The sequence below is a fragment of the Nocardia jiangsuensis genome, from assembly GCF_042650385.1.
Lineage (GTDB): Bacteria > Actinomycetota > Actinomycetes > Mycobacteriales > Mycobacteriaceae > Nocardia > Nocardia jiangsuensis.
This window is the reverse complement of record NZ_JBHSAX010000014.1, coordinates 352,027-364,729: the sequence shown is the minus strand read 5'-3', so window position 1 is coordinate 364,729 and position 12,703 is coordinate 352,027. Positions and strand designations below refer to the sequence as shown.

General features: G+C 68.2%; 11 protein-coding genes. 5 read left to right on the top strand and 6 right to left on the bottom strand.

The window, feature by feature from the left end; genetic code table 11:
- Positions 1-90: 90 nt before the first annotated feature.
- The 3 genes from ACFO0B_RS16015 to ACFO0B_RS16005 all read left to right on the top strand — a co-directional run bounded on the left by ACFO0B_RS16015 (position 91) and on the right by ACFO0B_RS16005 (position 4,771).
- Positions 91-2,781, top strand: a complete 2,691-nt coding sequence (locus tag ACFO0B_RS16015; RefSeq protein ID WP_378613245.1) for a hypothetical protein — start codon at positions 91-93, stop codon at positions 2,779-2,781.
- Positions 2,782-2,852: 71 nt separating this feature from the next.
- Complete coding sequence (locus ACFO0B_RS16010) at positions 2,853-3,608, top strand: hypothetical protein (RefSeq protein ID WP_378613244.1); 756 nt, start codon at positions 2,853-2,855, stop codon at positions 3,606-3,608.
- Between the two features lie 425 nt (positions 3,609-4,033).
- Entirely contained in the window at positions 4,034-4,771 is a 738-nt protein-coding gene (locus tag ACFO0B_RS16005) for a hypothetical protein (RefSeq protein ID WP_378613243.1), read from the top strand.
- Positions 4,772-4,894: 123 nt separating this feature from the next.
- Here the strand turns inward: ACFO0B_RS16005 and ACFO0B_RS16000 are convergent, their stop codons facing one another.
- Genes ACFO0B_RS16000 through ACFO0B_RS15990 form a run of 3 tightly spaced genes read right to left on the bottom strand, consistent with a single transcriptional unit; the run spans position 4,895 to position 7,733 of the window.
- Positions 4,895-5,932 carry a hypothetical protein gene (locus ACFO0B_RS16000; RefSeq protein WP_378613242.1) on the bottom strand — a complete coding sequence of 346 codons (1,038 nt, stop codon included), beginning with the start codon at positions 5,930-5,932 and terminating at the stop codon, positions 4,895-4,897.
- Positions 5,929-7,104 (bottom strand): sensor histidine kinase, encoded by a 1,176-nt coding sequence (locus tag ACFO0B_RS15995; RefSeq protein ID WP_378613240.1) that lies wholly within the window; start codon positions 7,102-7,104, stop codon positions 5,929-5,931. Before ACFO0B_RS15995 ends, ACFO0B_RS16000 begins: the two co-directional genes overlap by 4 nt.
- Positions 7,071-7,733 (bottom strand): response regulator, encoded by a 663-nt coding sequence (locus tag ACFO0B_RS15990; RefSeq protein ID WP_378613238.1) that lies wholly within the window; start codon positions 7,731-7,733, stop codon positions 7,071-7,073. The genes ACFO0B_RS15995 and ACFO0B_RS15990 overlap by 34 nt, the downstream gene beginning before the upstream one ends.
- 199 nt (positions 7,734-7,932) lie before the next feature.
- Between ACFO0B_RS15990 and ACFO0B_RS15985 the strand changes: the two genes are divergently transcribed.
- Complete coding sequence (locus tag ACFO0B_RS15985; protein ID WP_378613237.1) at positions 7,933-8,127, top strand: hypothetical protein; 195 nt, start codon at positions 7,933-7,935, stop codon at positions 8,125-8,127.
- A 55-nt stretch (positions 8,128-8,182) separates the two neighbouring features.
- Here ACFO0B_RS15985 and ACFO0B_RS15980 read toward each other — a convergent pair whose 3' ends face one another.
- Complete coding sequence (locus tag ACFO0B_RS15980; protein ID WP_378613236.1) at positions 8,183-9,280, bottom strand: DUF4185 domain-containing protein; 1,098 nt, start codon at positions 9,278-9,280, stop codon at positions 8,183-8,185.
- A gap of 132 nt (positions 9,281-9,412) precedes the next feature.
- Positions 9,413-11,245, bottom strand: a complete 1,833-nt coding sequence (locus tag ACFO0B_RS15975) for an acyl-CoA dehydrogenase (RefSeq protein WP_378613234.1) — start codon at positions 11,243-11,245, stop codon at positions 9,413-9,415.
- 167 nt (positions 11,246-11,412) lie between these two features.
- Between ACFO0B_RS15975 and ACFO0B_RS15970 the strand changes: the two genes are divergently transcribed.
- Positions 11,413-12,009 (top strand): alpha/beta hydrolase family protein, encoded by a 597-nt coding sequence (locus tag ACFO0B_RS15970; RefSeq protein WP_378613818.1) that lies wholly within the window; start codon positions 11,413-11,415, stop codon positions 12,007-12,009.
- Between the two features lie 6 nt (positions 12,010-12,015).
- Here the strand turns inward: ACFO0B_RS15970 and ACFO0B_RS15965 are convergent, their stop codons facing one another.
- Positions 12,016-12,687: a class I SAM-dependent methyltransferase gene (locus tag ACFO0B_RS15965; protein WP_378613233.1), complete on the bottom strand. Its 672-nt coding sequence runs from the start codon at positions 12,685-12,687 to the stop codon at positions 12,016-12,018.
- Between the last annotated feature and the right edge of the window lie 16 nt (positions 12,688-12,703).

The window sequence follows — 12,703 nt, the reverse complement described above, 5'->3', positions numbered from 1 at the left end:
CCGTGCTCGCCCCCTGAAGGGGCGAGCACGGCTTTTTTGGTTCCGCCACCCCGCAGATCTCCTGCCCCCCAACTATCGAGGTGATGGGACATGGCTCCCAACGAACCCAGTAAACCCGCCGAGCTCGGCCTGCCCGACCTGACCGGCAAGAAGGAGGGCGACACCTGGACGACGCGCGAGAACGGCGTCGACGTCACCTACACCATCCCGGTCGGCAACGGCACCAACTCGGTCGACCGCTCCTGGACCAACTCCGACGGCGGCACCAGCACCAACCGCCTGGCCGGCGACGGCGCGGGCGGGCTGCAGTCCTGGACCGACAGCACGAGCGGCCCCTCGATCTATGCGAACAAGGAGTCGAACGGCACAACCGACGGAATCTACGGCTACGTCTACGACCCCGGCAGCTCCACTACCGGCGCCCCCGACGTGGTCTTCGGCGGCAACCCCAACCTCACCACCGTCGAGGCCACCCGGCTCGACGCCGACGGCAACCCCGTCGCACTGCTCGGCAGCAGCCGGAACTCCCGCGGCAACTGGGACAGCATGGGGGTCGACAACCAGGGAAATCGGACGCTGTTCGGCGACCTCCCCGACGGCCGGGGCGGCTTCCTCCCCGGCTCGCTGGTCGGCCAGATCGACCCGGGGGGCTACGGCTGGTCGACGGACACCACCGGAACTCGCTGGAATATCGCGCCCGACCCGAGCGGTGACCCGGGGGCGCTGCTGCGCTGGCGCACCGACACCACGCCCGGCGGTGACCCCCTCGCGATCTACATCGACAGCAACGGTGTCGAGAAGCGGGAAGTTCGCGACAAGGATTCCAACGCCGTCCGCACGGTCGAGTACTTCGATCTCGACGGCACCCGAACCCATTTCGACACCGAAGCAGACACGAAATCCACATTCGATCCGCACGACCGAACCCTTACCGTGGTCGAGAAATCCGGTGAAACAACCGTTTTCGACGACGGCGGCAAGGTTCTGGAGCACACGATCGCGCCGGGAACCGTCGATGTTCCCGGGCTGATCGACAAGGCCATCGACGCGGTCTACTTCTGGAACCCGCTCCAGCGCGGCGCGGGCAAAGCCGCGGCGCACACCCTCGTCGGCTTCGGCGGGCTGCTCGGCTGGTACGACGACCACGGTCGCGCCCTGAACCTCCCGACTCAGCACGAAACCCTGAGCAGCTACGGCGACATGGGCAGGCAGATGGCCCTCGACTACCTCTATCTCCAGGGCAACCAGCGGGACGAGCACGGCAATACGATCTGGAGCCCCGACGGGAAGCTCGATCCCACGCACGCGCTGCTCAACTCCTACAACAACCTGTCGATGCTCACCATCGGAGTCGACTGGAACGAGTTCGAGGACAAGCCGGGGGAGACCATCGGCGCCGCGCTCTTCGGCATCGGCACCTTCTTCGTGCCCGGCCCGAAAGGCCTCTCGGCCCTCGCCCGCGGTGCCCGCTTCGGCGGAATCGTGGACGACCTCGGCCATTTCGGCGTGACTCCGCATTATCCCGATCTCGACCTGCCCGAAATCGATGGCAGGCCGAACCCGCACATCGACGGTGCGGTGCCGCCCGCGCAGTACAGCCCATTCGGTCGCCCGCATACCGATCCTCCAGGGGGAGAGATTTTTCCCCCCGACGCACCGAGGGGACTCCACTCGCGCCCTGGGCCGAGGCGGTCGAACCAAGTCCCCCGCCGCGCTCCCGGTGAGCACTCGGATATGTTCTACAATCGACGGAGATCGGGCGATGTTCCGCTGGGCGCGGAGTCTTGGTGGCCGAATGTTCGGCTACCCGAGAATCATGCCGAGTGGGGCCGCAGGCTGGAAACTGCAACCCCGCCGCGATCCCCTGCGGGGATGGAACCGATCAAGCCGGATCACTCGAACAGGTGGAACGACTCGTGGTTCGCCGGTCCCCTGTTCTCGTCGATGAAAGGCAAGATAGGCGATGCGCTTACTCGTGCCAAGATCCAGCTCGACGGGTATACGATCGTCGCTACCGGCGATCAAATATCTATTTTGGTGCCAGGGCTCAAGGGCGGGTTCAAACCGGACTTTCTTGCTCGCGATCCCGAGGGAAACCTGGTGATGATCGAGTCGAAGTCATGGGGTGCTGGTTACACCGACGCTCAACTGCCGGGCTATACTCATTACCGGGGCGGAGATCAAATTCTCGACTTCGGAGAGGACGAGTTTCTGAATCGGCGGCTTAGGGCTCTGGGGTTCGACGAACCATCCAACGTCGTAGTAGATCGCGTGGAGACTGTTCGTTGGAATGGCCCGGACGGCTACGTGCCGACCGACGAAGTCCTGCGTAAAGCCGCGATGGAATTCGAAGAGAATTATGGCCCGTTCACACGTAAGCCCAAGGATCACTCATCCGTTCCGCTCGAATTGACCAGGTCGAAACTCCTGGCCTGGGGGGAGCTCGTAAACGAATTGGCTCGGCGTGACGAGGCAAGCGGGCGCATCGCCAGAGCTATGTTCGCGCGAGCGAAACAGGCAGCGACGGAATTGGTTCTCAACGCGACCGGACGAGTGCGGCCCGATCCTATGGAAATATCGGCGGCTACACGAGTTCCCGTGCACAGCCCCTTCTCCGAAAGCCCGGTACAGACAACGCGCCGAGTATCGGTTTCGCTGTTCAAAAGGCGGGAGGTGAATCGCTCCCTGACTGTCAATGTGATTCCGAGGATCGGAATGCTAGGCTGCTCCTCGCCTGCCGAAGCGAATGTCGTCATTGCGCTTGGAGCGCACCTCGTCTGACGGCTGCCCTCGAGCCGGGTCAGCCGGTACGCTTCGTTTGCCGAGATCTCGAAGGGAAGGTGTCCGATCGAATGGGTTTCAGCAGAGCCGAACTGGCAGTGCATGTGATCGGTGAAATTACCGCAAAGATGAAACTGGAGGGGTACTCGGTCAGCGATCCACCGGACGGCGGGCCGTCGGAGGAGCCTGGCGTCCGGGTGCCGACGTGGCGACGGGTATGGTTCACAATCCAGGGCAGGGGGATCGAAGGGAGAACGGTCGCTGCGGTCGAAGCGCTGGTCTCGGACTCCGAACGAACCGGGGGAGTGCGGTTTCAAGGTATGGTGAATTTGCTGTCGCCTGCGGTCGAGGAGGTTTTGTTCGACATACCGGATTCGGCACTCGACAGCAGCTTTCGCCCAGGAAATGAGTATGCCCAGCGGAATCTCCTCGATATGAACTCGTTCGCTGGTCTGAAGGATCCCTCCAGCCTCGATCGAGATTTCCATGTCATCGACTACGGTGTAGGTGACGGCGTCGACCGATTCATGGAGTGCGTCACAGGGGAGGTGGCGGCATTCTTGGCCGCACGTGACAGCGTCGACAAGTTGGTAGGTTTGGCACTCCGGCCGCGCGAGACCGATCCGGGGTGGCCGTCGCCGTCGCGTTTCCGCGGGGTTGTGGTTTTGTGCCTGCTCGATGACAGGGTGGGCGACGCAGTCGGCTTGATGGACCGGTACCTCTTGTGGGAGAGGTACAAGCGTTCGGACTCTCGGGAACGGGTACAGGCATTCGATTCCGCTCTACGGCAACGCTTTCCGGAGTATGCGCTCGCTCGCTCGAGGTGAGCTTCAAGCCAGTGGTGTCGCGAGCTGTCGGCTGGCTGCGTGGCGATCCCTTCGCGGCCGAGATCCAGCCGCCGGACCACCGTCGCCTCCGAGCGAAGCAAGGGTGACTGCTCGCCGCCAGCCTCGCAGGCAGGATTCGCACCGTCACCACACCCTCGGTGACGGTGTTCGGCCCCCCGACGATCGCGGGACCGGTCGCGTCCACATCACCCGATCCCATGCCGATGGCGGCCGGGTAGCGCTCGAAGCTGCCGTGCTGATGGATCGGTATCTCGGTCGCGAGAACTTCCACTTCATGGATTCGCTCGAACGGGGGCGGTTGACATCAGCAGCGTGCCGCGCGCAGAGCGTTGGCAACGAATCCGAAGCGTGCCGTTGCTCCGCCTGTTCGCGCACCTGGCCTGAATCGCCCGAGAAGGGACCGAATGAGCGTGGGGAAAAGTCCCGATTTGGAACTGCGAAGTGGGATCGTCGAAGCGTTGGTGCACGAATGTGCGATAAACGGGTTCGAGGTCGAGAAGCGCGGCGGCGATCCTGACTGGCTGTGGTTCCGGCGGCGGCCGGAGGGTGCACCTGCCTCGGTACAGCAGCTGGTGTCGGCCTATCTCGCATCGCGCCGAGCCGGTGGGTTCGTGATCCGGGGTCATGCGTTTCTGTTCTCCGCGGCCGTGGGGCAGTTTCTGGAAGGAATTCCCGCCGAGGCTCGGCTCGATTCGCCGGTCGTCGATCCGGACAGTGTGAACTACGTCGACCACGAAGGCTTCGATTCGCTGGTGCAACCGAAAGATTTGTCGCTCGTGTTTCCGATTCCCGTCGTGCATGAGGTTGCCGAAGGCGTCGGCAAGTACCTGAGCACTGTGAACGGGCCGGTATCGACATGGTTTTCCGCGCGCGAAACGCTCGATGATCTGAAGACGCTGGCGGTGACTCCCCACGAGCCGGGGGTTCCGGAGAGCGTCTTGCCGAATCGCTTCCGGGGCACGGTTGTGCTGTGCCTAGTCGAGCGGCGGCCGGACGACGCCGCTGCTCTGATGGATTGGTATCTGAGCCGGGACAGCCTCCACTTCATGGACTCACTCGAACGAGCTCGAGCCTTCGAGCTGGCGCTGCGCGGGTACTTCCGCGAATACACCGACCTGCGGGGCGGGCATACGATTTCGTAGAGATCACCGCCGAGGTGGGTGCTCGCCCAGCGCTGCACCGCGTGTACGTACGGCCACGTTCTCCGCCGAACGTGACAGCCTCGGCAAGCCGACGGGGCCGCCGGACTCCCTGTAATCTCGCGGTCAGGGGAGCGGCGAACTGTCGGCGGCTTGTGTGGCAATCCCGTCGCGACCGAGATCGAGCCGCCGCGCGGCATCGGCTCCCGAACTCACCAGGGTGACCGCCCGCCGCCGCCCCGTGGGCAGGATCCGTACCGTCACCACGCCCTCGGTGACGGTGTCCAGCTCTTCGACGATTCGCCGGTGGATCCGTTCACGGACAGCGGGGTCGGTGCCGGTGAGCCCACCGTCGTCGTGCAACCGCACCCGAACCCCCCGCTCCCTGGCCGCCCGGACAGCGGTGTCGAGCTCGGTTCCCACCAAGCCTGGCGCCCGCAGGGTGTCACGGAGATGTGCCTCCAGTACCAGGAATTCGGAGATCTCCGCTTCCCGGAACGGCGGCCCGGCGGCGATCCGATCGAGCGCCGGGCGAACGAGCCGATCCAACCGGCGCAGGCGCGCGTCCCGGACGGCGAGCGCCGCACCGGCGGCGGCGTCATCGGCGGCGCGCCGGGTGTTCTCGGCGCGCAGCCGGTAGATGGTGTCGGCGGCGGGGACGACGGTGACGGCGAAGAGGGTGCTCATCATGAGCGGGCCCGCGTTCAGGACCGAGATGGAGATGGCCTTGCCCCAGGGCTGACCGGTGAGCGTGGTCCAGCCGAGGCAGACCAGGGTGAGCGAGATTCCGCCGATCCAACCGGCCACGATTCGGCGGCGCACGCAGAGGAAGGTGTACGGCACCACGGACGCCCCGACCGGCCAGAGCTGGTGCGGGGTCTGCAGCGGCAGGGCGAAGGCGCTGAGCTGCAGGGCGCAGGCCAGTGGGCAGGCGATCACGATGACGACGGTGGCCCAGAGCGGCATGGGGTCGCCGGGGGTCGCGATCAAAACCACCCCGGCCACGGTGAAAAGCAGAACGGCGCCGACGACGGGCCAGCACGCGGTGTACGTATTCCACGAGGCGAGTGGCTGCGCGACGGTGGCCAGCAGGTAGCACCCGGTCAGCACCCAGGCAACCCAGGTGCGGGCGCCGAGCAGCGTCCAGGCGTCGCCACGGCTCATGCGGCCTGCCAGGTCAGCCGGACGCTGGTCCCGACCCCGGGCGCGGAGGTCACCGCGGCGGCCCCGCCGGGCAGCTGCCGCATCCGCCCCTGAATGCCGATGCTCACGCCGAGACGTTCCGGAGGTACTGCGGCGGGGTCGAACCCACGCCCGTCGTCTGTCACCACCGCGGTGAGCGAACGCGGCTCGACTCGCAGCGCGACGGCCCGGTCGGCATCGGATCCCGCGTGCCGCAGACTGTTCCGCAACGCCTCGGCCAGCGCCGCGCCCATCGCGCGCACCACCTCGGCAGGGTACGACGACGCCGACACGACCTCGAGCTCGATCCCGAGCTGAGCGTCCACCGCGGCGGCAGCCGAACGCAGGTGTGCGGCAGCGGCTTCCGCGTCGAAGGGCGCATCGCTCAACCCCTCGGAGCGCAACTGCTCGACCTGCCGAATCGCCTCCTCGGCCTGCCGCACCACCCCGGGGTCGTCGGGCGTGCGCCCGACGGCGAGCAGCGCGCTCATCACCCAGTCGTGGGTGAGCCCGTCGATCCGCGCCCGCTCGACCTGCTGCGCCTCGCGCGCGGAGGCGGTGGCGGCGGTGGCCTCGGCGGAGGAGCGGGTGCGGTCGAGCAGCCGGGCGGTGCGCAGCGCCATGAGCGCGGCGCAGGTGTAGAGCAGGGTGAAGGAGAAGGACCAGGGGATCTCGACGAAGATGTTCGGCGGGTTCACGCGGAGCACGGCGTTCACGAGCTGGGCGCCGACGATGGTGGTGGCGAGCAGCGCGATGGTCGGCAGCGGTGGCCAGACGATGGCGACGGCGAGCGCGGGCAGCCCGGGGATGGTGGAGAGCCAGACACCGTGGTCGATGTCGACCTCGCGCCCGTCCCAGGCCAGCGGCCAGGTCGCCACGGCGAGCAGGAAGCCGGCGGCGGCCGCCGAGACGGCGAGGCCGAGCCGGTGCGGCCGCTCGGGGGCAGCGGCCACCACCAGGCCGAGCGCGGGGGCGAAGACCGCGACGACGGCGAGCGGCAGCCACCAAGCCGAGGTGGACCGCGCGCTGTCCGCGATATCGGAGGCGAGCACCAGGAAATAGGCCAGGTAGCCGAAGGCGACGAAGCGGGCGAAGAGCCGCTTCATCCGCAGCTCGGTGCTTACCTCCCCCGGCGGCGCGGAATCGGCAGCCATCCGTCCTCCACGGCTCGTTTCAGCAGCTCGGCGCGGTTTCCGGAGGGGCGCCCCGCAGCCTCGTACTTGCGGCGGATGCGCTTGAGGTACTCGGTGACGGTGTCCTCGGCGATATCCATCAGGTGCGCGACCCTGGCCGCGGTCTCGCCGGAGGCGTAGAGCTCGAGCACCTGGCGCAGCTGCGGCGGCAGGTCGACGGCGAAATCCTCGTCGCCGTCGATGGCGAGCGCGAGTTCGGTGCCGAGCTCGCCGTCCTCGCGGGCGGCGGCGCGCACCGCCTCGACCACCCGTTCCGGCGGTTCGGATTTGAGCACTATCCCGACGGCGCCCGCCCTGGCCGCCGCGCGCATGAGGTACGGGTCCTCGCCGGAGGTGTAGACCAGGGTGCGCAGCCCCTCTTCGCGCAGCTTGTTCACATTGTCGCCGGGCGACGAGCCGTCGTTCAGCCGCAGGTCGAGAATCACCAGATCGAGCGGAACCTCCTGGACGAGCAGCTCTTTCACGGTCACCGCGGCGGCCTCGATGCGCAGTTCCCGGTGCGGGGCGAGGATGTTCCGCAGCCCGGCCACCATGACCGCGTGATCCTCGACGACGCCGATTCGCACCGGTGTCCGTTCATCGACCGACACACAATTCCCCTTCGATCCCCTAATGGGCCCCGATCTTAGGGGGCTATCGGAGAACTCGGCACCCGTACGGCGGGCTTCGGATGAGAAGGAAACATGATTCACATCTCGACAAACCGGTCTGTCGGCGCGGGATCTCTGGTAGACAGTCCGCACGGACGGCGAAACAGCGCCGTTTCAGATCGGATGATGGGAAAGCTTCATGAAGGTACGTGCCGCCGCAGTCACCGTGCTCGCCGCCACCGGGCTGATGTTCGGCGCCGGGCTGGCCTCGGCCACCCCCTCCACGCCCCCGCCCAGCCAGGGCGACAGCCTGTCGGTCATCCTGACCGCGCTGCTCGGCCTGCTCGGCACCGGCTCCTCCACCGGCGGCGGCGCGGACAGCGGCATCGGCTGACCCGGAACGCACATCGGCCCGCCGCGGAGCTCCCCGCGGCGGGCCGATCGCGCGTTCAGCGCAGGGCGTCCAGCGGTGTGCGCATGAGCAGCACGTTGTACTGGTTGTGCACGGTGAGCAGGTAGTACAGGTCGTCGCCGGTCTGGTACGGCCAGATCATCGGGGCGTAGGCGCTCGGCAGGTCGCGGGTGTCGACCAGCACGCGCGGCTCGCTCCACGGCCCCTCGGGCGCGTCTGCGGTGCGCGCGACCACCGAGTTGGTGGGGTCGGTGGTGGTCATGACGTACTTGCCGAGGTAACCGCTCCAGTTCACCGAGAGCTCGGCGACGCCGCCGACGATCGGCGCGGAGGCGAGCGGGTCGTTCAGCTTCCAGCCCTTGCCGTCCCAGTACTCGTACGCGTCGATGTTCGCGATCTCCGGCTCGGCGACGCGGGAGACGAAGCCGGGGTTGTTCCGGCCGCCGGGGGTGCCGTAGCGGTAGACGTAGCCGTCCCGCTTCAGGAAGGCGTTCTGCTGGAAGCGCTCGTGGCCGTCGACGTTCGCGCGGCGGGTGGTGGTGAGCTGCTGCCAGGTCTGGCCGTGGTCGTGCGAGACGGCGAGGGTGGCGAAGTTGGTGTCCCACTTGCCGTGGTCGCCCCAGGCCCGCACCGACATCATGCTCAGGTACTGGTCGCCGCCGACCGAAACGCCCGCGGTCGGGATCAGGCTGATCTCGATGCCGGGGATCTTGGGGCTCGGCAGCGGGTTCGGCACGAAGCTGTCGAAGCGCAGCCCGTTCGCCGGGTCGTGGTTGCCGGAGCGGAACAGTGCGTTGCTGGTCCAGGCCCACATGCTGCCCGCGAGCAGGTTCGGGACGCCGAGCCCGGCGCTGTCGCCGAAGGCGGTGAAGAGCGTGCCGTTGCCGTCCCACATGACGCCCAGGTCGGTGCCGAGCATGTTGTACCGCTCGGTGCGGTTCGGGCTGTCCATGCCGGTGACCTGGAAGACGGCCTCGGTCGGTCCCGGCAGCCGGGGCAGGCCGCGCGGCTGGCCGTTCATGCCGGGGATGGGGTTGACGTTGTTCGGGTCGGCCCCGGCGGGCGCACCGCCGGTGACGGACAGCGTCAGGGCCAGCGCACCGGCCGTGACCAGGGCTGACAGCGAGCGTTTCATCCAGGCGGTCCCTTCTCCATAGCCGGTCGGCGTGGCCCATTCTGCCTGCTGTCCCCGAAATCGGAAGGGGGCGCACCCGGAAACGACAACGGCCCGGTGTGCACCGGGCCGTCGTCGAGCAGCTGGTCGCGGTCAGAAGGCCGCTTCGTCGAGCTCCATGATCTCGTTGTCCAGGGTGGCCAGGATGGCGCGGGTGGCGGTCAGCTCCGGCAGCACGTTGCGCGCGAAGAACTGCGCGACGGCGACCTTGCCGGTGTAGAACGCCTCGTCCTTGCCCGCGCCGCTGTCCAGCGCGGCGATCGCCCGCTCGGCACCGCGCAGCAGCTGCCAGCCGATCAGCAGGTCGCCGACGGCGAGCAGGAAGCGCACCGAGCCGAGCCCGACCTTGTACAGCTCGGCGGAGTCCTCCTGGGCGGCCATCAGGTGCCCGGTGAGGGTGGCGGCCATGGCCTGCACGTCCTCCAGCGCGGTGGCGAGCAGCTTGCGCTCACCCTTGAGCCGGCCGTTGCCCGCCTCCGAGTCGATGAACTTCTGCACCTGCCCGGCCACGTGGCCGAGCGCGACGCCGCGGTCGCGGGCGATCTTGCGGAAGAAGAAGTCCTGCGCCTGGATGGCGGTGGTGCCCTCGTAGAGCGAGTCGATCTTGGCGTCCCGGATGTACTGCTCGATCGGGTAGTCCTGCAGGAAGCCGGAGCCGCCGAGGGTCTGCAGCGATTCGGTCAGGTACTGGTAGGCCCGCTCCGAGCCGACGCCCTTGACGATCGGCAGCAGCAGGTCGTTGACCCGGGCCGCGAGGTCGGCATCGGCGCCGGAGACCCGCTCGGCGAGCGCGACGTCCTGGTGCGCGGCGGTGTAGAGGTAGACGGCGCGCAGCCCCTCGGCGTACGCCTTCTGGGTCATCAGGCTGCGGCGCACGTCCGGGTGGTGGGTGATGGTCACGCGCGGCGCGGCCTTGTCCGCCATCTTGGTCAGGTCGGCGCCCTGCACCCGCTGCTTGGCGTAGTCGAGCGCGTTCAGGTAGCCGGTGGAGAGCGTGGCGATGGCCTTGGTGCCGACCATCATCCGCGCGTGCTCGATGACGTCGAACATCTGCGCGATGCCGTTGTGCACCCCGCCGACCAGCCAGCCCTTGGCCGGGACGCCGTGCCCGCCGAAGGTGACCTCGCAGGTGGAGGAGGCCTTGAGCCCCATCTTGTGCTCCAGGCCGGTCACGAAGACGCCGTTGCGCTCGCCGCGCTCACCGGTCTGCGGGTCGAAGTGGAACTTGGGGACGAAGAAGAGCGAGAGCCCCTTGGTGCCGGGACCGGCACCCTCGGGACGGGCCAGCACCAGGTGCATGATGTTGGGGAAGAGGTCGTCGGAGTCGCCGTTGGTGATGAAGCGCTTGACGCCCTCGATGTGCCAGGAGCCGTCCTCCTGCTCGACCGCCTTGGTGCGGCCCGCGCCCACGTCGGAGCCGGCATCGGGCTCGGTCAGCACCATGGTGGCGCCCCAGCCCTGCTCGGCGACGATCTTGGCCCACTGCTTCTGCTCGTCGGTGCCGTTGTCGTGGAAGATCTGCGAGAAGCCGGAGCCGGCGGCGTACATGAAGGCGGCGGGCTGCGCGCCGAGGATCAGCTCGGCGAAGGCCCAGTACGCGGCGCGCGGCATCGGCAGGCCGCCGAGCTCCTCCGGTACGCCGAGCCGGTCCCAGCCGCCGTCCTGCAGCGCGCGGTAGCTCTTCTTGAACGGCTCGGGCAGGTGCACCGTGTGGGTCTCGGGGTCGAAGGTCGGCGGGGTGCGGTCGGTCTCGGCGAAGGACTCGCCCAGCGGGCCCTCGGCCAGCCGGCGCACCTCCTTGAGCATCTCGCGCACGGTGTCGGCGTCCAGATCGCCCCACGCGCCGGTCTCCAGCAGCGATTCCAGGCCGAGCACCTCGAAGAGGTTGAACTCCAGGTCGCGGATGTTGCTCTTGTAGTGACCCATGTCGGTACTCACTCTCCGTTGAGTTGGTGCGGTCGGTTGTCTGCCGTTCCCGCCCAGGATGCAGCTACTCGCGGGTAACTTACTTATCATATTACCGGCCGGTAATGAGGTAGCAAAGTGGAATGGGTCGATGTGACGCGAGGAACATCGACTCGTTACCGTTGACTGTGCGCATCGACACCAGTGCGGGGGCGGCCGAGGTCGAGATCGACGCCGCCGACGAACCGTCGCTGCTGGTGCTGCTGACCCACGGGTCGGGCGGCGGAGTCGACGCGAAAGATCTGCTCACCGTGCGTGACCTGGCAGTTCGCTGCGGGGCGGCGGTGGCGCGGGTGCTGCAGCCGTACCGGGTGGCCGGGGCCCGGGCGCCGGGGTCGGCGGAGAAGCAGGATGCGGCGTGGCTGGAGGTCGTCGCCGCGCTGCGCGAGCGCTACGGGCCGGTGCCGCTGGTGCAGGGCGGGCGCAGCAACGGGGCGCGGGTGGCCTGCCGGACCGCCACCGCGGTGGGGGCGCGTGGGGTGCTCGCGCTCTCCTTTCCGCTGCACCCGCCGGGGAAGCCGGAGCGGTCGCGGCGCGAGGAGCTGCTTGCCGCGTCCGACGCCGAGGTGGTGGTGATCAACGGCGGCAGTGATCCGTTCGGGATTCCCGACGCCGGTGACGTCGCGGAGTTGCATGTGGTCACGGGCCAGCCGCATTCGTTCCGGCGCGGATTCGACGAGATCGAGGCAGTCGTCGAGCCGTGGCTGCGCCGCTGGTCCAGCTGAGTGGGGTCAGGCCCCGGGAACTTCTTCCCTTCGCCTCGCGACGACGAGCGCATCGATGGCGTCCCGATCCTCTGTCGCCCGGAGCACCCGTTCCGCGACCGCGATCCGGATCTGCCCGGACAGCGGCCCCAGGTCGGCGCGGATGTCGTCCGGCGTGAACAGGATGGCCGGATCCTGCGGCCCCCCGTACCCGTCGCTGATATTGGTCGTGTCGTGGCCGAGCACGAGCAACGTCCCGCCGGGCGTCAGCACCTCGGCGGCCCGGCGCACCAGTGCCCGGCGCTGATCCGGCGGCAGGTGCAGGAAGACCATGAGCACCAGCTCGTACCGCCCGGCGAGCGCGGCCGGGTCGGTGAGATCGGCGCACTGCCAGGTGATCCTGGTCCGCACCGAGCGGGAGAGCCGGGTGGCGACGGTCCGCCCCTTGTCCACCGCCACCTGCGACCAGTCCACCGCGTGCACCTGCCAGCCGTGCGTGGCCAGCCAGAGCGCGTTGCGCCCCTCGCCGCAGGCCAGGTCGAGCGCGCGCGGCAGCTCCGGGACGGTGCCGTCCGGTTCGGGTGGCGGCGCGGCGGTCCGCTCCATGCCGTGGATGTGCTCGACCACGGTGCTGTTCGGCGGGGCGCCCCAGACGAGTTCGGTGCTGGCGTAGCGCTCGTCCCATGCGGCGGCATCCATGCCGCCCAGTCTAGGA